Annotated in this window: 20 protein-coding genes and 1 pseudogene; 8 read left to right on the top strand and 13 right to left on the bottom strand. The window is 54.2% G+C overall.

Features of this window, described 5'->3' with window-relative positions; translation table 11 throughout:
* Positions 1-173 precede the first annotated feature (173 nt).
* Together rpsO and L9H78_RS06245 are read right to left on the bottom strand one after the other, a co-directional pair.
* Entirely contained in the window at positions 174-443 is a 270-nt protein-coding gene (rpsO, locus tag L9H78_RS06240) for a 30S ribosomal protein S15 (protein ID WP_021352650.1), read from the bottom strand.
* A 155-nt stretch (positions 444-598) separates the two neighbouring features.
* A complete protein-coding gene (locus tag L9H78_RS06245) occupies positions 599-1,672 on the bottom strand; it encodes a bifunctional riboflavin kinase/FAD synthetase (protein WP_283775178.1) in 1,074 nt (357 codons plus the stop codon).
* A gap of 30 nt (positions 1,673-1,702) precedes the next feature.
* On the opposite strand from L9H78_RS06245, the gene truB reads away from it, so the two are divergent.
* Positions 1,703-2,686, top strand: a complete 984-nt coding sequence (truB, locus tag L9H78_RS06250; protein WP_249617300.1) for a tRNA pseudouridine(55) synthase TruB — start codon at positions 1,703-1,705, stop codon at positions 2,684-2,686.
* 42 nt (positions 2,687-2,728) lie between these two features.
* Here the strand turns inward: truB and L9H78_RS06255 are convergent, their stop codons facing one another.
* The 9 genes and pseudogenes from L9H78_RS06255 to rimP form a co-directional block, all read right to left on the bottom strand.
* Complete coding sequence (locus tag L9H78_RS06255) at positions 2,729-3,406, bottom strand: 4'-phosphopantetheinyl transferase family protein (protein WP_249617301.1); 678 nt, start codon at positions 3,404-3,406, stop codon at positions 2,729-2,731.
* Complete coding sequence (locus L9H78_RS06260; protein ID WP_249617302.1) at positions 3,403-4,335, bottom strand: metallophosphoesterase family protein; 933 nt, start codon at positions 4,333-4,335, stop codon at positions 3,403-3,405. The genes L9H78_RS06255 and L9H78_RS06260 overlap by 4 nt, the downstream gene beginning before the upstream one ends.
* Positions 4,317-5,669, bottom strand: a complete 1,353-nt coding sequence (locus tag L9H78_RS06265; RefSeq protein WP_283775180.1) for an MATE family efflux transporter — start codon at positions 5,667-5,669, stop codon at positions 4,317-4,319. Before L9H78_RS06265 ends, L9H78_RS06260 begins: the two co-directional genes overlap by 19 nt.
* Positions 5,666-6,631, bottom strand: coding sequence for a DHH family phosphoesterase (locus L9H78_RS06270; protein ID WP_249617303.1), 966 nt, complete (start codon positions 6,629-6,631; stop codon positions 5,666-5,668). Before L9H78_RS06270 ends, L9H78_RS06265 begins: the two co-directional genes overlap by 4 nt.
* A gap of 25 nt (positions 6,632-6,656) precedes the next feature.
* Positions 6,657-7,088: a 30S ribosome-binding factor RbfA gene (gene rbfA / locus L9H78_RS06275; RefSeq protein WP_249617304.1), complete on the bottom strand. Its 432-nt coding sequence runs from the start codon at positions 7,086-7,088 to the stop codon at positions 6,657-6,659.
* Positions 7,089-7,259: 171 nt separating this feature from the next.
* The gene (infB, locus tag L9H78_RS06280) at positions 7,260-10,166 is read right to left on the bottom strand and encodes a translation initiation factor IF-2 (protein WP_249619580.1); all 2,907 of its coding nucleotides are present in this window, start codon (positions 10,164-10,166) and stop codon (positions 7,260-7,262) included.
* A gap of 101 nt (positions 10,167-10,267) precedes the next feature.
* Positions 10,268-10,576, bottom strand: a complete 309-nt coding sequence (locus L9H78_RS06285; protein WP_021352659.1) for a YlxR family protein — start codon at positions 10,574-10,576, stop codon at positions 10,268-10,270.
* A 103-nt stretch (positions 10,577-10,679) separates the two neighbouring features.
* Positions 10,680-11,927: a transcription termination factor NusA gene (gene nusA / locus L9H78_RS06290; protein WP_249619581.1), complete on the bottom strand. Its 1,248-nt coding sequence runs from the start codon at positions 11,925-11,927 to the stop codon at positions 10,680-10,682.
* A gap of 116 nt (positions 11,928-12,043) precedes the next feature.
* Positions 12,044-12,628 (bottom strand): annotated as a pseudogene (gene rimP / locus L9H78_RS06295) (ribosome maturation factor RimP); the annotation flags it as partial.
* Here rimP and L9H78_RS06300 point away from each other — a divergent pair.
* Both L9H78_RS06300 and L9H78_RS06305 read left to right on the top strand, forming a co-directional pair.
* Positions 12,627-13,535: a hypothetical protein gene (locus L9H78_RS06300; RefSeq protein ID WP_249619582.1), complete on the top strand. Its 909-nt coding sequence runs from the start codon at positions 12,627-12,629 to the stop codon at positions 13,533-13,535. The pseudogene rimP and the gene L9H78_RS06300 overlap by 2 nt on opposite strands.
* A 9-nt stretch (positions 13,536-13,544) precedes the next feature.
* Positions 13,545-14,435, top strand: a complete 891-nt coding sequence (locus tag L9H78_RS06305) for a PhzF family phenazine biosynthesis protein (RefSeq protein ID WP_249617308.1) — start codon at positions 13,545-13,547, stop codon at positions 14,433-14,435.
* 70 nt (positions 14,436-14,505) lie between these two features.
* Here L9H78_RS06305 and L9H78_RS06310 read toward each other — a convergent pair whose 3' ends face one another.
* The gene (locus L9H78_RS06310) at positions 14,506-16,335 is read right to left on the bottom strand and encodes a proline--tRNA ligase (RefSeq protein ID WP_249619583.1); all 1,830 of its coding nucleotides are present in this window, start codon (positions 16,333-16,335) and stop codon (positions 14,506-14,508) included.
* Between the two features lie 43 nt (positions 16,336-16,378).
* Between L9H78_RS06310 and yaaA the strand changes: the two genes are divergently transcribed.
* The 3 genes from yaaA to L9H78_RS06325 all read left to right on the top strand — a co-directional run bounded on the left by yaaA (position 16,379) and on the right by L9H78_RS06325 (position 19,749).
* Entirely contained in the window at positions 16,379-17,152 is a 774-nt protein-coding gene (gene yaaA, locus L9H78_RS06315; RefSeq protein WP_249619584.1) for a peroxide stress protein YaaA, read from the top strand.
* 194 nt (positions 17,153-17,346) lie between these two features.
* Positions 17,347-18,279 carry an ornithine cyclodeaminase family protein gene (locus L9H78_RS06320; protein ID WP_249619585.1) on the top strand — a complete coding sequence of 311 codons (933 nt, stop codon included), beginning with the start codon at positions 17,347-17,349 and terminating at the stop codon, positions 18,277-18,279.
* Between the two features lie 3 nt (positions 18,280-18,282).
* The gene (locus L9H78_RS06325; protein ID WP_249619586.1) at positions 18,283-19,749 is read left to right on the top strand and encodes a protein adenylyltransferase SelO; all 1,467 of its coding nucleotides are present in this window, start codon (positions 18,283-18,285) and stop codon (positions 19,747-19,749) included.
* Positions 19,750-19,878: 129 nt separating this feature from the next.
* Here L9H78_RS06325 and mqo read toward each other — a convergent pair whose 3' ends face one another.
* Positions 19,879-21,375, bottom strand: a complete 1,497-nt coding sequence (gene mqo, locus L9H78_RS06330) for a malate dehydrogenase (quinone) (RefSeq protein WP_283775181.1) — start codon at positions 21,373-21,375, stop codon at positions 19,879-19,881.
* A 266-nt stretch (positions 21,376-21,641) separates the two neighbouring features.
* On the opposite strand from mqo, the gene L9H78_RS06335 reads away from it, so the two are divergent.
* Together L9H78_RS06335 and mtr are read left to right on the top strand one after the other, a co-directional pair.
* Complete coding sequence (locus tag L9H78_RS06335) at positions 21,642-22,706, top strand: alpha/beta hydrolase (protein WP_249619587.1); 1,065 nt, start codon at positions 21,642-21,644, stop codon at positions 22,704-22,706.
* Positions 22,707-22,723: 17 nt separating this feature from the next.
* Positions 22,724-24,151 carry a mycothione reductase gene (gene mtr / locus L9H78_RS06340; protein WP_249619588.1) on the top strand — a complete coding sequence of 476 codons (1,428 nt, stop codon included), beginning with the start codon at positions 22,724-22,726 and terminating at the stop codon, positions 24,149-24,151.
* Positions 24,152-24,156 lie beyond the last annotated feature (5 nt).

Here is a 24,156-nt window from a genome sequence, read left to right on the forward strand (position 1 = left end):
GATCTTCATCTCTTATAAAAGACCTATACCTATTTCGGAAATATTCCTGGCAGATTTTATAAGCCAGAATCAGTTTAGCATGAGACAAACCCGTGATACGCAAAAACCACCCTGCCCGGCAAGCCGGACGGGTGGCGATAAGCGCGCAGCCTAGGCTGTTTAACGACAACGAATTATCGACGCAGTCCCAAGCGAGAAATCAGGTCGCGGTACCGGTTAATGTCTTTGCTCTGCAGGTACTTCAGCAAACCACGACGACGACCAACCAACAGCAACAGACCACGACGAGAGTGGTGATCATGCTTGTGATCTTTCAGGTGCTCGGTCAGGTTGGTGATACGGTAGGTCAACAGCGCGACCTGGGCCTCTGGGGAACCAGAGTCAGTCTCGTGAACGCCGTATTCCTTCAGGATTTCTTGCTTCTTTTCTGTAGAAAGAGCCATGCTTATCTCCTTATTTCAGTCCACACGAAAATTTATTTGCAACCACTGCGGACCATAGTCGCAAACCAGCCACTCATACTAGCCGCCAGGGCTACTGACGAGCAAATAACGAGGTTGTGTTTGGCGAAACTCAGAATCAAGACTGGCTATCGACACTAATCCCGCGAATCTCCCTGTGAAGCACGCTGCAAGAAAAACTCCCCCGCCACTGAATCATGATCAATAACTGAACTATCGCGCATCTCCAGGTCCTGTGCTAAGACCTCACGAATGCTGCAAACATCACGGGAAATAGCTTCCAGAAGTGCATCTAAACTATCATATTTCTCCATCGACCGAATTCGATCAACGAAATAAACCGTGGCACCATAGCCATACAAATCCGCTTCTCGGTCCAATACAAAAGACTCCACGCTGCGCTCGTCATCACCAAAAGTCGGGTTTGTGCCCACGGAAATGGCAGCAGCATAAGCCACCCCCGGAACCATATTCCCATTCACCGGAGAATTCGACCCCTCAACCACAAGCCAGCCTGCATAGACTCCATCAGCAGGAAGGGCTAGGTTTTCCGGAAAATACTGGTTCGCGGTAGGAAATCCAAGCTCTTTACCACCCCTCCCGGCTCCGCGCACGATCGGGCCATAGACGCTAAACGGTCGCCCCAATGCCCGACGTGCAGCAGCCACATTCCCGGCCGCAAGATATTTGCGAACGGCTGTCGAACAAACCAAAGTCTCACCGTCGGCAAGTGTCTTATCATGCAACAATTGCACCACGTCTACACCAATCCCACGCGCGGCACACAGCTGCCGCATGATTTCCGGCGTGCCAACGGCGTCTTTACCAAAAGTGAAATTCTCTCCGATTATCACGTGACTGGCGTGCAGTTTGTTGACGAGCAACCGGTCGACGTATTCCTGCGGCGACCAACCCGCCATCTCGACGGTGAAATCAATCACCATCACATTATCGATGCCCATTTTCTCCACGACGGACATACGCTGATCAAAACTGCTCAGTGCTAACGGAGCACGTTCCGGTAAAAATACGCTAACCGGGTGCGGGTCGAAGGTAATCAGAACCGATTGCTGCCCAGTAGCTCGTGCTTTGCGCACCGCAGCAGAAATAAGCTCTTGATGTCCGCGGTGCACCCCATCAAAAACTCCGATGGTGATCACAGAGGATTCCACGTGTTCGGGGATCTCGTCCATACCCTGCCAAATATTCACCCTGCCAGCTTAAGGCATACACTGACTGCTATGAATTCAGCTACGGATTTTTCGCAGCCAGACCCACTAGACGGTTCCGGGTTAGTGGTCGTCGACAAGCCAGCGGGCATGACCTCACACGATGTCGTCGGCAAGTTACGCCGTATCTTCCGCACCAAAAAAGTCGGACACGCGGGAACTTTAGACCCCATGGCAACTGGAGTACTGGTCGCCGGGATTAAGCGTGGCACCAAGTTTCTAGCCCATATGGTGGCCGCGGATAAAACCTACCAAGCAACCATCCGGCTAGGTGCTGCTACCACTACTGACGATGCCGAGGGCGATTTTCTCCCCGCAACGACAATCGAAGACGGGCTGAACCAAGAACAGATCAGTGTTCGTTTATCTGGCCTATCTGACGACGATATTGCAGCTGCAGTTGCTTCCTGGACCGGCACAGTCGAACAAGTCCCTGCGAAGGTCTCCGCCGTGAAAATTGCTGGTAAACGAGCCCACCAGCGGGTGCGCGAAGGCGAAGACGTAGAAATTCCCGCGCGCACTGTAACGATCAACCAATTTACTGTGCATTCCATACGACGCGGCAGTGACGACGAGGCCGGTACTGCTTTTATTGATATTGCATGCACCGTGACATGTTCTTCCGGAACTTATATCCGAAGCCTGGCCAGAGATATCGGTTCAGACCTGGGCGTTGGTGGCCATCTGACGAAGCTACGCCGAACGCACGTTGGCCCTTATGGGCTCAGCGATGCGGCAACCCTCGACGAGCTGGCCGACGATCCACAGCTCAGCTTAAGCCTCGACGACGCTCTGCAACGGAGTTACCCCCACTGGCAAGTCACTGAACAACAAGCAACCGATTTATCCATGGGTAAACGTTTACCCGCTTGCGGTCTGGACGGTGTAGTTGTGGCCATTGCCCCAAATGGGCAAGCGATAGCACTAGTCACCGAAACCACAGGAGCACGAGCCGAAATTAAAACCGTCTTCGTGGCACGTCCCAGTACTTTATAAGTTGATGACTCAGCAGTCTCGTCGTCTCAGCTTTTAGCGGTCTCATGTTCTCAGAGATGATTCGGTCACGGCTGCTGCAGTAAATACGAAGCCATCGTCAATCATCCACTTCCCAGTTATCAACGGCACCGGGGTCGGGCGAACCAGTAAATAGGCCACGAAGGTGCCGTCTTCGCGCAGATCAATTTCGGCCTGTTCGAAACCTAACCATCGCTGAGTCATCGGAAACCACGTCTTATACACGGTTTCTTTCGCACAAAAGATTATGCGATCCGCACACGATATTCCGGTTGCTCGAAAACGCGAAATTTGTGGCTTTTCACTACCACGGAGAATCAAATCCACAATATCCACTGGTAATTTTTCCGCTGGTTCAATATCGATTCCTAAGCTGTGTAACCGATGAGTCGGCGCCACAGCCGCCGCCCGCATACCAGAGGTATGCGACATGGACCCACAAAACCCCTCCGGCCATAGCGGCATGCCTCGATTTCCCCGCAAAATAGGCTCGTTTCTGGAATGACCCAACTGCCGGAGCGCTTGATGAGCGCACCATCGAGCATCACCAAACTCAGCTTTGCGTTTTTCCACTGAATGTGAGACTAGCGATTGTTCCAACGGGTGCAACCTGTGAAAATTACTCAAGTCCCCCGCCGCATCGCTGCGAACCGTAACGATTCGGGCGGAATCCGGCAACAAAAACTCATAATTTCTGGTCATACCCCATCACTCCCCTTGCCACGACCTCGCGGTATCCGTAGCTCCGGGTGGCTTTCACGGCACTGTTCGAGTCCTACCCGCTGCGCAATCTGTCCACCGTTCGGATCAGCAACCAGTTCTAGCACTGGGCAGGGCCAAATTCTATTCTGATCGCTTCGACCCCATTCCCGGGGATATCCCAACGAGACCTCATGGTGTTCCACGCCATCTAGTTCAAAGATTGCTGGCATATGCAAATGGCCGTAGACCACGGCCTTCGCGTTATAGCGCTGCGGCCAAGTGCGAGTATGCCGACTGCCGCACCACAACGCAAGTTCCGGCAACGCCATACGCAACGTCGGTTCCTGTACCAAAGGCCAATGATTGACTAAGACTGTCGGCCCGTTAACACGTGATAGACGCGTAATAGAATAGGCCAACCGATCCCAGCACCATGCCCGGATATCGGCGAATGGTGCAATCGCGATTTCATCAGTCATCACTACGTTTTTCTGTGCAGCAAGCTCCAAAGCCTCTTCTACCCCAGTACCTGCTGGACGAAAACTGTAATCATACAGCGTAAATAGTGGCACAACGGTGGTATCACCGAACACAGGGAAAGTATCTTCCGGCGTCAAAACATCAATGCTGCGACATATCTGCACCAAAGCATCATATTTGGCCCTTCCCCTATGCGCGTCCGTCGACCGAGAAAACAGCTCATGATTGCCGGGGACCCAAATCACCTGCGCAAACCGACTGCGCAGCTCGCTCAACACCGTAGAAATCAAATCTAGGCGCTCTGCGACGTCGCCTGCGACCAGCAACCAATCATCCGGATGTCGCGGGGTAATCTCATCGAGCCGCAGGCGGTTCGCACGCACCGCGGCGTGCAAATCAGCTACTGCCCACAAAGTAGGCCGGGGATGGTTCATTCCGTCATGGCCCATTTCATCGAGTGGAAACGATAAACCACCGCAGCTGTGCGAAACACGATAAATGCCAACAAACCGCACCAAATGCCAGCCAGTCCGCCGTCGACAAGGTATGCGATCCACACGCCAGGCAAGAATCCCAATAAAACTGCCCCAATCGTAATCGTGCGCAAAAACGCGACATCACCTGCACCAAGCAGTACGCCATCAATGGCAAATAGCACGCCTCCCAGCACGATCATGATGATCAGCAGCCACCACGGAGTCATGATTGTCTCTAGCACTCCAGCGTCCTCGGTAAATAATCGAGGTATCCACCCAGAAAACACGGCAAAAACTATGGCTAGCCCCACCGCAAAAATTGTGGAGTACCCGATAATCTTTAAGCCTGTCCGCCGAGCCAACGCAACCGTGCGTCCGCCCAAAGCAGCACCAATGAGCGCTTGAGCGGCAATTGCTAATGAATCCAGCACCAATGTCAAAAAATTCCACAACTGCAGCATGATCTGGTGGGCTGCCAAAGCATTAGTGCCGAAACGTGCAGCCACACCTGCCGCAGATAAAAAGGCCACTTGAAAGGCCAGTGAACGCAAAATCAGATCGCGGCCCAATACCAATTGCCGTGCAATTACTTGACCTCGTGGTGCCCAACTACCCTCATGTGCACGAATCAAGCACAACACAAAGCACGATGCTGTCAGCCCCATACCAAGCACATTCGCCCATGCTGAGCCAACCAGCCCAAAAGTGGAGACCAAAAATGGCAGGGCAAGAGCACCGGGGATAACGCCTATTAAGGTGAAATAGAACGGCCACCGCGTGTTGTGGATGCCCCTCATCCAGCCATTACCGGCCATGATCACTAGGGTCAGTGGAATCGCACATGCCGATACTCGCAACCAGTTAGCCGTGGCCGCAGCTACCTCCGGATCGCCAGTCAACCACTGCGCAATTGTAGAACCGAATATCCACAAGCCAACGGCCAACACCGCTCCCACAGCAAGCGCTACCCAGGTTGCTTGCACGCCTTCAGCTATCGCGGCAGATTTTTTACCCTGCCCGAATAACCGCGACGAGCGGGCGGTAGTGCCATACGACAGAAAAGTCAGCTGTGTTGTCAACATCGATTGCACAGTCGCCCCAGCACCAAGTGCTGCTAATTCAAAGCTGCCTAAACGACCAACAACCGCCGTATCAAGCAGCAAATACAACGGCATCGCGGCCAATACACCAAGCGCAGGGAGTGCGAGACCAAAGATACTGCGTGCAGTAACCTCACGATCTACGTCAGTTCTTTTATGCACAGCGTCGTTAAGTTCGGAACTGTTATTACGAGAAATTTTAGTCATGGACACTCACGTTCAATCACCCGGAAAAGCTGATTTAGTACTGCACGATTGGTTCCCCGCGCAGAAAAAGCTGCGGCGGGAACATGCCCTCCACCACCGAGCTGCATGGCAATTTGCGAACAATCAATTTCTCCTGAGCGCAATGAGATATTCCAGTACCCTGGCGCCATTTCTTTGCACACGACTCCCAGGTTCGTGCCATCGAGCGAACGCACAAAATCAACTAGTTTTTCCACGGCAGATTGACTGTGGCTTGTAATGATGCGGTGTGGAACCTGCAAAATTGCCATGTTTACCGAACCAGCGGCTTTGATCTGCAGATTGGATAAAACCTCACCCGTCATCTGCAAATCGTCCGCAGCAGTAAGATCCACCAAATCTTCCGCTATTTGTTTGGTGTCCAGACCAAACTTCATCAATTCCGCGGCCATGGTATGCATTAAGGCACTGCCCCAACGGAAACTTCCAGTATCCGTCATCAACCCTGCATACAAACCATGCGCAATGGATTGATCAAGTTCTACTCCCAGGTGCGCGAACAACTCATAAAGAACCACGGTCGTTGATTCACGGCTTGCATCCACCAAGTTGATGCTTCCGTATCCGGGGTTTGTTGCGTGGTGATCGATGTTTATGGTGTGCCCAGTGAAATCCTCGAAACTGGAAGCAGCTGTACCTGTCCGGGAAAGCGACCCGCAGTCCACACTGATGAGTATGTCTGCCGGGGGTAACGTATCGCCAGCACCGAAGAGCTCGACCCTATTTGCCTGCGGAATGGACAAAAGATTTTCCGGGATGCTTTTTTCTTGACCAACGAACATCCGCGAAGAAATGCCGAGTTGTCTTAATCCCAGGGAAAGCGCACAAGCCGACCCAATGGCATCAGCGTCAGGATTAACGTGAGCCAGGATATTTACCTGTCGGGCTTGCTTGATAAGGCTTGCAACCTGCGAATATATCATTATTCGGCACCTTTATTCTGCGCTATTATTCGGATTCTTTGTAGGGATCCGCCTCACCTGCCGGGCGGGCCTGTTCACGCAATCTAGCCAGTTCTTCGTCACGAGCTTTTGCTTTCGCTAACAAGCCTTCCATATGTGCAGAAGCCTGTGGGACTTCGTCGAACTCGAACTCAAGGGTCGGTGTAAACCGTACTGAAAGCACATCTCCAACGATTTTGCGCAGTTGTCCCCGGTGTCGGTGCAACGCCTGTGCCGCCTGCTCGAGATCAGGTTCTTCGCTGATATCGCGTCCGCGTACGGTGTAATACACCGTAGCGTTATGCAGGTCACCAGTTACCCGGGTATCCGTAACCGTGATGAGCTCCAACCGCGGGTCCTTAATCTGATGTTCCAAGGCACTTGCCACAATTTCTTGGATTCGCTTCGCAATTCGACCGGTACGCGCATTATCTGCCATGATCTAGCCGCCTTTCACATAAATAAGTTTTAACTGCTGATATTTTAGCGCAGACGAAAAACACCCACCCGTTGCCGGTGAGGCAATTCGGGTGGGTGTGCTAGCCAGCATCATAAGTGAGCAATAGCGCGACAGTCAGGTTACTGCCCGCGATCGCTACTTGAACAGGTACTAGTCTCGTGGGACTTCTACCTCTTCGTAAGCCTGGATGATATCGCCAACCGCAATGTCGGGATACGACAGGGTCATACCGCACTCATAACCGGCCTTGATCTCGGTCATATCGTCCTTTTCGTGACGCAAAGACTCGATCGTGGCATTCGGCGCGATGACGTTACCGTCACGCAAGATGCGCGCCTTACCGTTGCGCTTGACCGAGCCTTCGTTAACCATACAGCCGGCGATAAGGCCAACCGCGGAAGACTTGAACAGCGCACGGATTTCGGCTTCACCGGTATCGCGCTCTTCGAAAATCGGCTTGAGCATGCCTTTGAGGGCTTGCTCAATCTCTTCGATCGCGCGGTAGATAACGGTGTAGTAGCGCACATCGACGCCTTCTTGGTTGGCAGCTTCGGTAGCTTTACCTTCGGCGCGGACATTGAATGCCACGATAACGGCATCCGAAGCAGCAGCCAAAGATACGTTGGTCTGTGTAACAGCACCAACGCCACGGTCGATGATGTTCAGCTCGACTTCGTCGTCGATATCGATCTGCAGCAACGCATCTTCCAGAGCCTCGACGGAACCTGCGTTGTCGCCCTTCAAGATCAGGTTCAGCGTGCTGGTTTCCTTCAGCACCTTGTCCAAATCTTCCAAAGAAACGCGCTTCTTCGTCTTGGCCTGGATTGCAGAACGACGGCGGGCATCACGCTGCGCAGCAATCTGACGCGCAACCCGGTCGTCTTCTACCACCAACAGGGAGTCACCAGCGCCTGGTACGCCATTAAGTCCCTGTACCTGCACCGGACGCGAAGGTCCAGCTTCTTCCACGTCATTTCCAAACTCGTCGACCATACGACGCACACGGCCGTGAGCATCGCCGACGACGATGGAATCTCCAACATGCAAGGTACCGCGCTGGACAATCACAGTGGCGACAGGGCCACGTCCGCGGTCCAGGTTTGCCTCGATCGCCAGACCCTGCGCGTTCATGTCCGGATTCGCGGTCAGCTCTAGTGCTGCATCTGCAGTCAGAACTACCGCTTCCAGAAGCTCATCGATGTTCGTTCCCTGCCGGGCAGAGATATCGATGAACATGGTGTCTCCACCATATTCTTCCGGAATAAGACCATATTCAGTCAGCTGACCACGGATCTTATCAGGTTGTGCTTCTGGCTTATCGATCTTATTCACTGCCACAACCACTGGAATGTCAGCGGCCTTGGCGTGGTTAATCGCCTCAATGGTCTGTGGCATAACGCCATCGTCGGCAGCAACCACTAAGATCGCCAGGTCAGTAGCTTTCGCGCCACGAGCACGCATTTGAGTAAATGCCTCGTGACCTGGAGTATCCAGGAAGGTCAGAGTACGCTGTTTACCTTCGGCAGTGACCTCGGTCTGGTAAGCGCCGATGCCCTGGGTAATACCGCCAGCTTCGCCCTCACCTTCGTTGGTCTTACGGATGGTATCCAACAATCTGGTCTTACCGTGATCGACGTGACCCATAACGGTAATGACTGGAGGGCGTTTCGCGAGATCTTCCTCGTCGCCTTCATCCTCGCCGAACTGCAGGTCGAACGATTCCAACAGCTCACGGTCTTCGTCTTCTGGCGAGACAACTTGCACTTCATAGTTAATCTCGGCAGCTAGCAACTGCAGGGTTTCTTCCGAAACCGTAGCCGTAGCTGTGACCATTTCACCCATGTTGAACAGAGCTTGGACCAAAGCAGCTGGATCTGCATTAATCTTTTCCGCAAAGTCCGATACCGATGCGCCACGGCGCAGGCGAATGGTCTTACCCTTACCGTCCGGCAAGCGCACACCACCAACTACGTTTGGTGCGTGCAGCTCCTCGTACTCCGCCTTCTTCTGGCGCTTAGACTTCTTACCACGACGTGGAGGACCACCTGGACGACCGAATGCACCAGCGGTGCCGCCACGGCGACCACCACGACCACCGCGGAATCCACTTGGTGGACCACCACGACCTGGGCCACCACCTGGCGCGGCTTTTCCGCGTCCACGTCCGCCACCAGATTGCTTGTTCGGCATCGCCGCCGGACTTGGAGTTGCCGGCATCATAGCTGGGGTCGGACGACGTCCACCACCGCTACGTTCATTCGAGGAGCCGGAACGATTATCACGTGGCTTGGAACCGCCATCACGAGCGGGTTTGCCCTGCCCTTGTCCCGGCTTCGAGCCCTTCGACCCTCCAGGACGTGGCCCTGGTTTCGCACGGTCATCGCCAGCACCCGAAGAGAATGGGTTGTTCGCCATCTTCGGCCGGCCACCTGGCTTCGGCATTGGGCGTGGCATCGAGTTCCCTGGGCTCGGCGCACCGGGTTTAGCCTGTCCCGGTTTTGGTTGACCGGGTTTAGCTTGCCCTGGTTTAGCGGCGCCTGGCTTAGGTGCATTGGCACCTGGCCGTGGTGCTGGACGCTTATCTGCACCCACGGAAGCTTGTTTCGATGAAGGTTGTGCTGCCGCCTGCTGGTTCTTCGCAGGCTTCGTAGGCCGCTGCTGCCCTGGCTTCGGTGCACGAGCAGCCTGTGCGCCAGGCTTTGCTGGACGTTCCTGGCCTGGTTTTGGTACTCCTGCGGCGCCTTGTGCGGGTTTCGGTTGCGCCGGTTTCGCAGCTCCAGGTTTCGGTGCAGCCGAAGTGGCTTTTTGGCCTGCACCAGGCCCTGTACCAGGCTTAGCCTGGTTTTGTGGCTTCTGCGTAGCAGCTTGTGCTGCCCCACCAGTTTCGTTAGCTGCATTCTGCTCATAGTGAGCGCGCATCTTCTTCACGACAGGCGGTTCAATTGTCGATGACGCTGTTTTGACAAATTCGCCTTTTTCTTTCAGCGTCGCTAATAGTTCTTTACTGGTAATGCCGAGCTGTTTAGCTAGCTCGTGCACTCGTAACTTTCCGGGCACTTGACTCCTCTGTTGTTTACTAGAGGCCCAAGAAACCCTTGTGACCCCTAGTGTGTGCTAGTGACTTTCATCGCTGATGCAACTTCATGGTTGAGCGCTCATCAGTGTCGGTCTTCCTTACATTCTCTAGTCGGTGAAGCGGCGCGGGCTTCCAGGTACGTCCGTACATGACCAGCATCCAGTTTCCTGGATGTTTTGAACGCACGCGCGAAAGCGCGACGTTGCAGCGCCTTTTCGAGTGCAGACAACTCCGGCGTGATCCATGCTCCGCGGCCGGGTAGACCGCGGCCAGGGTCCGCAAGAATGCGGTGGTGATCATTGGGGTCAATCACCATACGAAGCAGGTGAGCATCGTCGAAACGTTTGTGGGTAGCGATGCAGGTTCGAACTGGGTTCATACCTTTACTCATCGCATCCCTTCGCTATATTGACGCACGTACTCGCCTGCAGTCGCTCTGCACGCAATAGCCCAGTCTAATAGAAAGCAGGCAAAAGGTGAACTTGGCGAACTAGTTAGCTTTCTGTTCCCTCAGCCGAAGCGCTTGGAAAATCCGCTCCGCGATATTCCACACCGTCACTGCTAACTACAGCTGCCGGAGCGTTGCCCGTCTTTTCTTCGGGCAATCCGTCGGCAAGTTCCTCGGCCTCTTGTTTATCCGCAGCAGCCTGCTGCACCCTGGCGCGAACCTGCTCCAGTGGCTCCAATTGTTCCTTATCGGAGTGAATATCAATCTTCCAGCCAGTCAAACGCGCAGCCAGACGCGCATTTTGCCCCTCTTTACCGATGGCTAGCGACAGTTGATAATCCGGAACTACCACACGAGCTTGCTGCTCATGTTCGTCAAGCACCTCGGATTTCACAACTTTCGACGGCGCCAACGCGTTACCTACATAGACGGCTGGGTCTTCGGAATAACCGATAATGTCGATCTTTTCTCCACCTAACTCGCGCATGACATTGTTCACACGCTGTCCACGCGGGCCAATACATGCACCTTTCGGGTTTAAACCTTTGGCATTACCGCGCACCGCAATTTTTGTCCGGTGCCCAGCTTCGCGGGCAATAGAAAGGATCTCCACACTTCCATCGGCAACTTCCGGAACCTCAAGTTCAAACAAGCCGCGCACCAAGTCAGGATGGGTACGCGACAAGTTCACCTGCACATTGGTATTTTGCCGGTTCACGCCAACGACATAGGCCTTGACGCGGTCACCGTGCTTTAGTTTTTCGCCGGGTACTTGTTCCGCAGGAAGCAAGATTCCGTCCTGGGCATCGATCTCAGTTCCTAGCTCAACGACGACAATGCCACGCTCGTTTGCGCGTGCATCCGCCTGCACTACTCCGGAAACCACACGTCCTTCGGTCTCGGAATAAGTTTCAAAAGTGCGCCCGGCTTCCGCTTCTCGCAATTTACGGACAATTGCGTTACGAACGGCAGGAGCACCGATACGAGAGAAATTAATTGGAGTGTCATCATATTCTGATTCCACTTCACCTGCAGCGTCAACCTCTTGCACGATCACCGTGGCCATACCTGTATTCGTGTCAATGTCGATGCGTGCACGGTCGGTCGGCCCGTCTACTCCTGCGGCCGCCGCCCGCGCACGATTGGCTTTACCGGCTCCGGATAGATCTTCTTCCATTCCGCGGTATTCACGGTATGCGCCAAGCAATGCTCGGGCGATAGTTTCCAGCAATTCCTCAAACGGAATGCCTTTTTCAGTTTCAATGCTGCGTAATGCGTTGAGATCAATATTCACTTGTGATCGTCCTAGTCTGTGCTGTCCATTTCGGCTGTGCTTTGGTTATTGCTGCTGATCGTTTCATCATCTGCGTTCGGGTTTATCGCGAGCCGCTCCGATATTTCTACCCCGCCAAAGGGTTGTCGCGTCAGCTCCAACTCTGCATGCGGCGGCTGCGAGAACTCAATTTCTACCACCGCGTGCACCGTTGGCGCTAATTCCAGGGCGACCGGGGTACGGCGCGTTTTAGCGCTCGCCTGTCCGCCCCCTTTCTTAGCCCCAGAACCAGCTGGCCCGACACCCGATTGTTTTGTGGGCACCAGAATTACCGCAGTCTCGTCGTCGGCAAGCGCACCAACACGCCAGACCTCGGCCGTACCCTGCCCACTAAGCTGAATCGCTACCAAACGGTGCCGGTTGCGTCGCCAATGCCGCGGATGAGTCAGCGGCATATCCAACCCAGGAGTAGAAACCTCCAGGGTGTAGCCAGGGCCAAAGCTCATTTCTCCGGCTTCTTCGCGGGCATCGAGCTCTTCCCCGATTTGCTGTGAAAGTTGCTCCAACATGTCTGAACCAGGCCGCTGATCTCCATCAAGGTAGACCCCAACCTGTGATTTTTTACCCGCGCGGGTAATTTTAATGTGCTCAATATCTAGTTGCTGCGCATGAGCAATCGGGCTAAGAACATCTTCTAATTGTCGCGTCGACGGGAATGCCATGCCCACTAGCCTAACCGTCAGCGGTAACCTATTTGCTGTGAACCCCAACAACCATCTCCGTAGCACCGGCATCGCAGCTTCGATTATCGCTGTGGGCCTAGCCCTGAGCGGTTGTAACTTCTCGCTCGATTCCATCGCAGAGAATTTTGGCCCCGAACCTGACTCCGCGCTGGTCAAAATGGCATTCAGCGCCGAAGATGAAGCTGCGAACTTTGCCGAATCCCACCCGGGACTATCGGAATTACGCGCCGGGCAGGCTAGTGCAATATTCGAAGAAATTGCACGTATCTGTGGCCATTATCCCGATGGTACCTCCCCAACCACCTGCGAAATTGATCGTGCGCAACGCAGCAACTACGACGAAGAGCATGCCGTAGCAACCACCCCTGAACAGGCTTTGGACCAGTTTTTAGCAGCACTTGCCGACGCCCCGCAACAGTCGTACCCTCTGCTGATTGAACAAGCTGTCGCGCTCGCCGAAACTATAGGCGACCACGAAGCTACGGTGGAGTTGACCGCAGAAAAGCTGCCACTAGCACCGCCCGCTACTTCTGCCAACTGGGATGCGCTAGTGGATTGGGAATATCGTCTCGGTTATGGCTTGGAAATGGCACGCGCCTTTAGTTCAGGTGAAGATGCACAACGCATCGACGAGGCCGCAGCGCAATCAGATGCTCGCTTAGCGCTTTTGCGCCAGCATGGCATCGCCACACCTGAACGTGCTCTGGCGTACCACACCGGAAATTTTCCTGAGGGGCTCAACGACGCAAACGCTCAGCAGTTCGTCACTCATGCACTGGAAGAGACCTCTCAACGCTGGAAACAGCAGGCTGTCGAGGCCACTGATGCTTCATGGCAGAAACTCGCCGTGCTTTTTGCCGCCGAAACTAAAAGCAATCATGGTTAGACTGGCGGCATGAGTACCCATGATTTTCTGCAGTTAGATGTTTTTAACACTAGCGCTTTCACCGGAAACCCCTTGGCTGTAGTCAACAACGCCGATGAGCTTAGCGCCGAACAAATGCAAGACATAGCCAGGTGGACAGGGCTTTCTGAGACCGCTTTTTTATGCGCCGCCGACGATGACGCACACGCAGATTACCAGGTACGCATTTTCACGCCTGACCGGGAGCTGCCATTCGCTGGACATCCAACGCTCGGCGCAGCATTTGCTTGGCGAGAGTTTGGCGGCAGCGACAAAACCGAAATCTCGCAGCAATGCCAAGCCGGCACCGTTTGTGTGCGCGAAGAGGCTGGCAAATGGTACTTTTCTGCCCCCGAATTGCGCCGCACCGGGCCACTCGATGACAACACTATTGGAACCATCGTGCGCGCCCTGGGGATCTCCCATTACGACATTATCGACCACTCCTGGGGCGACAACGGACCAGGCTGGGCGTTGATCCAGCTGAAGAACGCCGACGCGGTACGCCGCATCAAGGCCCGCACCCACGGTGACGTGAACATGGCAATTTTTGGTTTCGAAGAATCCGTCACCCACCAACACGCGCAACCGATCGTTGGCGCAATAGATGAAGAATTTGTCGCTGATGCCGGCGATGCCTCGGAAGGCGACGCGATTCTCGAGGTGCGCGCGGTGCACGGCTCGCACGAAGACCCTGTAACAGGATCTGCCAATGCAGCCATCGCGCAGTTTCTGCACGCAAAAAACGCTGTTCCGAAGCGCTACCGCGCGAAGCAAGGTTCACGCATCGGATTCAACGGTGAGATTGATATCAACATTGATTCCGAAATCTGGGTCGGCGGAAAAGTTACCCCGATCATCCGCGGCACCATCAACGTTTAGCTGCTATAGCTGGAAAAGTCGGCGTCGCTGGGAAAGTCGGCGTCGTCAAACGCCACTCCCAGTGAAGCTTTTACACCATTGGCTGAGCTTGACGGTCATGCCCGAGTAGCTCAATGATCTTAGCGACGATTTCTTCCTCAGTCACTTGCAAGGTTTCGCCGCCGCGAATACGCAATTCGATTTTTCCTTCTGCATATGCGCGCCCGACGACGGCGATTAACGGCATTCCTAACAACTCAGCATCTTTAAAACGCACGCCAGGGCTGACTTTCGGGCGATCATCGTAAAGAACGTCCATTCCGTGGTCAGACAGGCTAGTGACCAACCGATCGCCGGCCTGCTGCGCCTCCTCACCCTTTGCAGCCACCGTCACATGTACCTGGTACGGCGCTGCAGCGGCAGGCCAGATCAAGCCTTTATCATCGTGGTTTTGCTCCGCCAGCACTGCCAACATGCGGGAAACACCAATTCCGTATGAGCCCATGGTAGGCACCACTTGCTTGCCATTTTCGTCGAGGATAGTGGCTTTAAACGCTTCGGTGTATTTGCGACCAAGCTGGAAAATATGTCCTAGCTCAATGCCTCGCTGAATACTAAGTACTTCGCCATTCGGTGCGATGTCTCCATCTTTAACTTCCGCGGCTTCGATAGTTTCCGAGATTTCGAAATCACGTCCAGCCACCAAGCCCACCACATGGTGGTCTTTCTTATCAGCCCCGGCAATCCAGCTGGTACCACGCACCACGCGCGGATCCGCCAATATGCGAATTCCCGCGCTTGCTAGCCCACGTGGGCCCAGGTAGCCGCGAACCAAGCCGTGTGCAGCAAAGTCTTTGGCATCTGCCAGCTCTGCCGTTGCCGGTTCCAGAGTGGCCTCCAAGCGCTTCATATCCACCCCACGATCACCCGGAATTAACAAGCCAACCAACTCGGACTCTGGTTCTCCCGGCGTGCCATCAGTGTCACCAGCTTCAGAAGCATGAGAGGCGTCAGTAGCCACGGATGCTGGCTGCTGAATTTTCACCAACACCGTTTTCAACGTATCAGCAGCAGTGACCTCGTGCTCCGCAATGCGGATTCCTTGCTTATTCGCCCACTCCACCAAAGCATCGATGGTCTCAGCATCCGGAGTCTCATGTTCTTCCGCAGCTGGACGGGCCAGCGGATCAGATTCTGCGCCAGGTTGGGTGGTTACGGCCTCCACGTTTGCCGTGTAGTCGCCCGCACTGACAAACGTATCCTCACCGCTCGGGGAAATTGCCAAGAACTCTTCTGAAGCCGAACCCCCCATGGCTCCGGAAGTAGCTTGACAAATGGCATAGTCGATGCCCACCCGATCGAAAATACGCTGATACGCGTCGCGATGGCGCTGATAGGCAGCGTCGAGCCCCTCATCGGTGAGGTCGAAAGAATAGGAATCCTTCATGAGAAATTCCCGGCCCCGCAAAATTCCCGCACGCGGGCGTTCCTCATCCCGATATTTGGTTTGGATTTGGTACAGAGTTACCGGAAAATCCTTGTAGGAGCCGAACATGTCTTTAACTGCGGTGGCAAACATTTCTTCGTGGGTAGGGCCCAGAAGCAAGTCGGCATTCTTACGGTCCTGTAGGCGGAATAAGTTGTCGCCATATTCCCGCCAACGGTTGGTAGCATCATAAGGCTCACGCGGTAGCAATGCAGGAAACAGCAATTCTTGGCCACCGATCGCGTCCATTTCTTCCCGCACGATACTTTCCAACCTGCGTAGGGCTTTCAATCCCAACGGTAGCCAGGTATAGATTCCTGGAGCGACTCGTCGAATATAGCCGGCACGCACAAGCAGCTTGTGGGAAACAAACTCGGCATCTGCAGGGTCTTCACGCAAAGTGCGTAAAAACAGTGTGGACATACGTGTGATCATGGCCCTTAGCTTACATTCTGTTACTACTGCCTAGTATGGGGGCATGCTGATAGTTCTTCCCCCTTCTGAAACCAAAGCGTTTGGCGGCGATGGCGCCCCACTGAACTGGGACACTTTGCCCAACTTATCGTTCCCGAGCTTGCACGAGATCCGACGAGATATCGCACAGGACCTCGGCGCATTACCCATAGAAGAAGCGTTTGCGGTCCTTGGAGTCTCAGAAAAAATGCGGCCGGAACTAGAAGCCAACCAGCAGCTAGACCAAGCCACGACTATGCCAGCAATTTTGCGTTACACCGGTGTGCTTTACGACGCTTTAGATCCGGGAACTCTTCCAGATGTCGCCCTGGATTCGCTTGCAATCGGCTCTGCACTTTTTGGTGTTGTGTCCTCTAGTGATCCGATTCCTTACTACCGCCTTTCCGGCAGCAGCAAGCTACCGCGACGTAGCAGCGATGACACCCCCACGATGAAAAAGCGTTGGGGCTCGGCTATTTCCACGGCGTTAAAACAACGAGATGAGCTCATAGTGGACTTGCGCTCTGGCACCTACCAACAACTCGGCCGTGTCCCCGCGGTTACGGTAAGAGTAGAAACCCTGCGTGAAGATGGTTCGCGGAAAGTAGTTTCGCACTTTAACAAACACTACAAAGGGGAGCTAGCTAGAGTTTTAGCTCTGGCGGCAGCTGCGGGTGCACGACCGGGCTCAGCAGACGAGATAGCAGATATCGCGCGGGCCGCCGGTATGCACGTTGAAGGCCCCGTCGACAAGCAGAATTGCCACGAGCTCACGCTGGTAGTTTCCTCTACGCACTAAGGCGCTGCACAATAAATTGTGGAAGAAAAACTTGTTGAACGAATTACAACCCGCCGACCGTTTTCCCGCTAGACTGAATGAACGTGACCCCCGCTACACTTTGGGAGCCCCCGCTTTGGTGGCAGCGAACCCAAGCAGCTCGGGGCAAACCGCGACCATATAGCACTGTGTCCATATAGCAAGGAGATTCGTTCATGACTCAAGATTTCTTCCACATCGGCGCAGGAAAACTGCGCGAATTGATGAGTCCAAAAAGCGCAGCCGATGCCCTAAGGCAAACGATTCTGGATGGATTCGACCCAGCCGATGATTTCGATAAAACCCGCGCGGTCGTCGACAAGGAAGATAACGCGAAGTTCCTCCTCCTGCCAGCGATCAACCCGGATTATTTCGGGGCCAAGCTGATCACGGTCGCCCACATCAACCCATCCCGCGGCCGTGACACTGTACAAGGCACCTACGTACTGTTTTCCAACACCACCTACGGTCCGTTGTTCTCTATTGATGGTGCGGAACTGACCAACCTACGAACCCCGGCCGTGACGATGGCCGCTTTCAAAGATTTTATTGAGGCCCGGGATGAAGACCTCAAGGTCGCCATCTTCGGCTCCGGCGTGCAGGCACGAGCACATAAGGAAGCCATCGACGATAATTTTGGGCAGCGCAACCCGAGCTATACCTTCATTTCCCGTAACAATCCGGGCGACCTCGACAACTGGGTAGAGATTGGTTCCGAAGAAGCGAAAAAAGCTACCAAGGAAGCTGAGGTCGTGGTGTGCTCCACCTCTGCACACGAGGCCTACCTGGATATCGACGAAGTCCGCAGCGATGCGTTGGTCGTTGCTTTAGGTGCCGGAAACCCCAACGACCGCGAGTTGACCACCAATTTCATGGAAAAAGCCCAGATCATCCTGGAAGGTGGCGATGTCACTCTGAAGTACGGCGGTGATGCCGCTCGTGCATTGCAAGAAGGTGCGGACCTCTCCCACGCAGTCACCCTGCGCGACATCATCACCGGTGACAAGTCATTGCACCGCGAATCCCCGATTGTCTTTAAGACCACCGGTATGCCTTGGTTAGACTTGGCTGTTGCTGGTCGTATTGCAACCCAATTAGGAATTAAATAAACAGTGCAGCATCTGCACCACGACTTCGCTGATCATTTCCCCGATCTGTGCCTCGACTGGCGGGCTGCAAAGGCCCCAGCGCCTCAGATTGTGTGCCTCAATGAGCCGCTCGCCCACGAGCTGGGGCTAGATCCAAGCTGGTTGCGCAGCCCGGAAGGAATCGGCTTTTTGTGTGGGACTCATCTGCCAGAAGGCGCACAGCCGGTAGCAATGGGCTATGCAGGTCATCAGTTTGGCCAGTTCTCACCCAGATTAGGTGATGGGCGCGCCCTCCTGCTGGGAGAACTGAGAGATGGCGCCGGCAAACTACGTGATATTCATCTTAAGGGCTCCGGGCCAACGGCATTCTCTCGCGGCGGCGACGGCTGGGGCGCACTCGGGCCAATGCTGCGCGAATACTTGGTCTCGGAAGCTATGCACGCACTAGGTGTACCGACGACTCGTTCGTTGGCGGTAATTTCTACCGGCAGAGCAATTGCTCGCGAACGCGTAGTCCCGGGCGCACTGTTGGTACGCGTTGCACACTCACATATCCGCATAGGCAGCTTTCAATACGCCCAACTAACCGGTGGCGAAGAGCTTGTGTGCAAACTCGCAGAATACACCCGTAATCGTCACTACCCGGACGCCGCTGATACCCGCGAAGTTTTTCACCACGCACTCGATGCACAATTAGCCACCGTCGCACAATGGATGCGCTTAGGTTTCATCCACGGCGTGCTGAATACCGATAACACCACGTTATCCGGCGAGACTATCGATTACGGCCCATGCGCATTCATAGATGAATTTGACGAGCATGCAGTGTTTTCTTCCATTGATCACAGTGGCCGATACCGCTACCGCAATCAACCACAGATCATCGGATGGAACTTTGCCCGATTAGCCGAAGCAATGTTGCCGACCTTTGCCGCTGATCCAGACGAGGCAGTGGGCTTCGCACAAGAAACCATGAACACATTTCAAGAACGTTGGCGTAAGGCACATAATGCCGAGCGGTGCCGTGCGATCGGCGTGGAATACAGCGAAGATAACGCCAAGCTTGCCGACGAATTCTACGAATTAGTCGGCAAAACGAGCCCGGACTTAACCTCGGCACACCGGGCTCTAGTAGATGCGGCAGACAGGAATGGGCACACAATCCCGGCTTCCGGAGTCGACACCACCAGAACGCCGGTTAGCGTGCTCGCTCGCCAGCTCGGTGATACAACACCAGCTCGGGAATGGATTGCTCGCTGGCTCAATCACGCCCCCAGCCCCCATGCACTCGCACGATTACATCCGATGATTATTCCGCGTAACCATCTGGTGGAAAACGCGCTAAGCTCAGCGACCGATGGCGATCTGGAGCCCTTCCACCAGCTACTCCACGCCATAACGCATCCTTTCGGCAGGAATCATCCGCCGGAATTCCTGAAGCCAGCGCCCCGAGAATTCAGCGCAACGTATCAAACCTTCTGCGGTACTTAGGCCATACAGGTTTTCAGAAGATGAAGGGCTCGCACCTAACGGTGCGAGCCCTTCATGCCATCAATTACCTCGGGGAAGACTGCCCGCTGGAGTTGCTCGAATGATTCTGCTTTCCAGCTTGTTTTTGCCCTAGTCTTCCAGCTTCAGGGTCTTCTGCGTGAACTCCCACAATTCGTGGTACATCTTCTCATCCTTGAACAGCTTCGTGCCGTAGGACGGAATCATTTCATAAATCTTGTCTGCCCACTCAATCATCTTCTCGCCGAAGCAACGTTCCAACAGCTCTAGCATTGCGGCAGGCGCGATAGAAGCTCCTGGGGATGCACCAAGTAGGCCGGCGATCGATCCCTCAGTGTTGTTAATCAGAGCAGTACCAAATTCCAAGGATCCGAAACGCGGTGGAGCTGCTGGCTTAATAACCTGCACGCGCTGGCCGGCCGTAACGATCTCCCAGTCCTCGTTCTTTGCGTCTGGGACGTAATTACGCAAGTTTTCCATCCGCTTATCAAAGTCCTGCATCACTTCCGTGATCAGGTACTTCGTCAAGTTAAATTCTTGAACCGAAACTCCCAGGTAAGAAGGGATATTATCTGGGCGGATCGACTTGAACAGATCCAGATAAGAACCCTTCTTTAGGAACTTCGGCGACCAACCACCATACGGACCAAACATCAGGCCCTTCTTGCCGTCGATCACGCGGGTGTCCAAGTGCGGAACCGACATTGGTGGGGCATTTTTGGTCATGGCTTGCCCATAGACCTTGGCGTAGTGATTGTCGATCAGCTCTGGGTTCGTCGAACGTAGCCACAGACCAGAGACCGGGAAGCCTGCGTAGCCATGTACCTCAGACAAACCTGCTTTACGCAACAGGTCGAGTGCGTAACCACCGGCACCCACGAACACGAAGTTGGCTTTCACTACGCTGGTATCGCCAGTGTGTAGATTTTTGACGGTTACTTTCCACTTGTTTCCGTCCTTATGAAGTTTTTTAACCTCGTGCCCATAGCGCATTTCGGTGCCAGCGGCCTTCGCTGCGGTAAAGAACTGCTTGGTCAAGGCACCAAAGTTGATGTCAGTGCCTTTGTCCGTCCAAGAGATCGCAACTTTTTCGTTGTCATTCCGGCCGCTCGCCATCACAGGCAGCTTCTCCGCAAATTCATCGCGATCGTCGGTGAACTTCATGTCTGGGAACATGTGGTTATCGCGCAGTGCTGCAAACCGGCGCTCGATATAACCAACCTGGTCGGTTCCCTTACCAAAAGACACGTGTGGCACTTTGTTAATAAATTCCTTGGGATCCGACAAGATTCCGTTATTAAGCTGGTGCGCCCAGAATTGACGAGAAATCTGAAACTTCTCGTTCACCCCCACAGCCTTAGACAGGTCAATGGTGCCGTTCTTTTCTGGGGTGTAGTTCAGTTCGCAAAGTGCGGAGTGACCAGTGCCCGCGTTATTCCACGGCGACGAGGATTCCATGGCCGGCGCATCCAGACGCTCAATAACCATTTGTGACCAACTAGGTTCCAGTTCACGGAGCATGGCGCCGAGCGTGGCGCTCATGATTCCTCCGCCGACAAGAACAATGTCTACATCATCGGTGGGTTTCGGGTTTGGGTTTTTGGACACCTGACTACCTCTTCGTATTCGATTGCACCACTTCCGCCACGCGCAAACGGCCACGCCCGAAAAGTTGAGCGCTTCGCGATACGCACAGCGAAAATTTACTCGCCTTTTACCATACGCCCCGTGTGAGCTAATACGCGAATAACTGTGGCATGTTTATCCCCTACATTATCTTCTGCAGCACAAAACGAATTTCCTTGCGCAACAAACACTGCCTCACCCACGCCTGCACCTAACACGAAATCGAATCTTGCACCTAGACTGTTGCCATGCATAACTCTTGGGAGACCGACAGCCTGCTAGGAGCCCCGTTCGAGCAGTTGACGTTCAATTTCGGAATCGAGCCAACAGAAAACACCACGGCTTATGCGACACTCGTACGTTACCCAGGGCCCCATCGCCCCACCGCGCACGAGCGGGATACCGTTGTGCCTGCTTCTGAACCCCTTGCCGACGATTGGGCGAGCCGGCCGGCAATCTTATGGATTCATGGGCTCACTGATTACTTTTTTCACCAGCACGTGGCACACTACTTCCACGAGCACGGATTCGCCGTCTACGCGCTTGATTTACGCAAATGCGGTCGCTCTCTGCGCGCAGACCAAACACCACACCACTGCCTGGATGTCGCAGAGTATTACGAAGAGCTTGATGCAGCAGCCGAACTTATCGCACAAGCACACAACCAAGCGCCGAACAAACGCATCATCCCATTGGCCCACTCGACCGGCGGATTAATCGCGCCACTCTGGCTTGACTACCTACGTCGGGAAAAACCACAGCTGCATGCATATTGCGCTGCCCTGATTCTGAATAGCCCCTGGATGGAGCTACCAGTCGCCGATATTTTGGCAAAAATCGCGCGCCCAGTGCTGGCAGGCGTCGGCAAGGTGTTTCCTGGTCTCCCGTTTCCAGGTGGGGTCATGGACTTGTATGGTCGCTCACTGCACAAAAACTACGACGGCGAATGGGACATTGATTTAAGATTTAAGCCATTGCACAGCTTCGAAAAGCATATGGGCTGGATCCGCGCAATCATCAAAGCACAAGGCCGCATCCACCGCGATGAAATAAATACCGGAGTTCCGGTGTTGACATTGTCGTCAGCACAATCAGCGGTAGGAACTTCCACCATGGATAAAGCTCACCAGGCCGATATCATCTTGGCCGTTGAACACATGTGGACATGGACGCCACACTTGGCGCCAGACGTCACGCTTGCCCCTATAGAAGGAGCAATGCACGATGTATTTCTTTCCCGCCTGCCTGTGCGTGAACAAGCATTCGAAACTACCCTGAAGTGGCTACACCGAAACGGAGCAATCACAAACTAATGAGCACGGAATCTTCAATGACATCATCCGAAACGAATAATTCTGCACAGCCTAAGCACTCCAAGCATTATGACCTGGTGATCATCGGTACCGGCTCGGCAAATTCGATTCCAGACGAGAATTTTGCACATAAATCAATCGCGATTATCGAAAAGGATCGATTCGGCGGAACCTGCCTCAATGTCGGGTGCATTCCAACGAAAATGTATGTGTATGCTGCGGATATTGCATTAGCAGCGCGCACATCACAAGACCTGGGCATCCACGGTGAAATCACCAAAGTTGACTGGAATTCCATCGTAGAGCGCGTATTCGCCAACCGGATTGACCTCATCGCACAGGGTGGCGAAGAATATCGCCGCGGGGACGAATGCCCGAATATTGACGTCTACGCCGGCCATGCAGTTTTTAACGGACCAAAATCGCTGACCGTGACAGGTGCCGGTGCTGATGGTTCTGATTGCATCGTTACCGGCGATGAAATCGTGATTGCTACTGGCTCCCGTCCAATGATTCCAAGGCCAATCGCCGAATCTGGTGCACAGTTCTATACCAACGAAGACATCATGCGTCTGGACAAGCAACCAGAATCGATGATTATTGTTGGTGCCGGATTTATCGCTATGGAATTCGCACATGTCTTCCACGGTTTGGGCACGAACGTCACTGTTGCAGTTCGCGGCCAAGAGTTACTGAAACACTTGGATCACGACATCAAGTCCCGCTTCAACAAGGCGATGACTGATGCCGTCGATGTCCGCTTTGGCCTGAACATCACGGATGTGGAAAATACTGAACATGGTGTGCGAGTAACCTACGACGACGGCAGCACCCAGGAGGCAGATGTCTTGCTGGTCGCCACAGGACGCGTGCCTAACGGCGATCAAATGCATCTGGATACCGCGGGCATTGAAATGCGCGAAGATGGACGTGTGAAAGTCGACGACTACGGCCGCACGACCGCCGACGGAGTTTGGGCACTCGGCGATGTATCCTCGCCGTACATGCTGAAGCACGTTGCTAACGCCGAAACTCGCGTGCTCAAGCACAATATGCTGCACCCAGAAGATCTGCGCCCAATGCCGCACGACCACGTCCCATCCGCAATTTTCACGCATCCGCAGATTGCCGCCGTCGGCATGACCGAAGACGAAGCCAAAGAAGCTGGTTTCGATATCACCGTGAAGGTACAAAACTACGGTGACGTCGCTTATGGCTGGGCCATGAATGATTCACAGGGTATATGCAAACTGATTGCTGATCGCAAAACCGGGCGACTACTCGGAGCGCACTACTTCGGTGCGCAGGCCTCCACTCTGATCCAACAAATGGTACAGGTGATGGCCTTTGACCAAGACGTGCGTGATGTCGCAACCAAGCAGTACTGGATTCACCCAGCGCTGCCAGAACTCACGGAAAACGCGCTCCTCGGCCTAGAATTCTAGGCTGG

The organism is Corynebacterium pseudodiphtheriticum (assembly GCF_023509295.1).
In the GTDB taxonomy this organism is placed as follows: domain Bacteria; phylum Actinomycetota; class Actinomycetes; order Mycobacteriales; family Mycobacteriaceae; genus Corynebacterium; species Corynebacterium pseudodiphtheriticum.

Coding starts and splice junctions, on each gene's coding strand:
- rbfA (WP_249617304.1), bottom strand. CDS start 7,088: ATGGCAGATAATGCGCGTACCGGTCGAATTGCGAAGCGAATCCAAGAA.
- L9H78_RS06300 (WP_249619582.1), top strand. CDS start 12,627: ATGCCCACTAGCCTAACCGTCAGCGGTAACCTATTTGCTGTGAACCCC.
- L9H78_RS06270 (WP_249617303.1), bottom strand. CDS start 6,631: ATGATATATTCGCAGGTTGCAAGCCTTATCAAGCAAGCCCGACAGGTA.
- L9H78_RS06320 (WP_249619585.1), top strand. CDS start 17,347: ATGACTCAAGATTTCTTCCACATCGGCGCAGGAAAACTGCGCGAATTG.
- L9H78_RS06255 (WP_249617301.1), bottom strand. CDS start 3,406: ATGACCAGAAATTATGAGTTTTTGTTGCCGGATTCCGCCCGAATCGTT.
- rpsO (WP_021352650.1), bottom strand. CDS start 443: ATGGCTCTTTCTACAGAAAAGAAGCAAGAAATCCTGAAGGAATACGGC.
- mtr (WP_249619588.1), top strand. CDS start 22,724: ATGACATCATCCGAAACGAATAATTCTGCACAGCCTAAGCACTCCAAG.
- L9H78_RS06310 (WP_249619583.1), bottom strand. CDS start 16,335: ATGATCACACGTATGTCCACACTGTTTTTACGCACTTTGCGTGAAGAC.
- yaaA (WP_249619584.1), top strand. CDS start 16,379: ATGCTGATAGTTCTTCCCCCTTCTGAAACCAAAGCGTTTGGCGGCGAT.
- L9H78_RS06265 (WP_283775180.1), bottom strand. CDS start 5,669: ATGACTAAAATTTCTCGTAATAACAGTTCCGAACTTAACGACGCTGTG.
- L9H78_RS06285 (WP_021352659.1), bottom strand. CDS start 10,576: ATGAGTAAAGGTATGAACCCAGTTCGAACCTGCATCGCTACCCACAAA.
- L9H78_RS06260 (WP_249617302.1), bottom strand. CDS start 4,335: ATGGGCCATGACGGAATGAACCATCCCCGGCCTACTTTGTGGGCAGTA.
- L9H78_RS06305 (WP_249617308.1), top strand. CDS start 13,545: ATGAGTACCCATGATTTTCTGCAGTTAGATGTTTTTAACACTAGCGCT.
- truB (WP_249617300.1), top strand. CDS start 1,703: ATGAATTCAGCTACGGATTTTTCGCAGCCAGACCCACTAGACGGTTCC.
- L9H78_RS06335 (WP_249619587.1), top strand. CDS start 21,642: ATGCATAACTCTTGGGAGACCGACAGCCTGCTAGGAGCCCCGTTCGAG.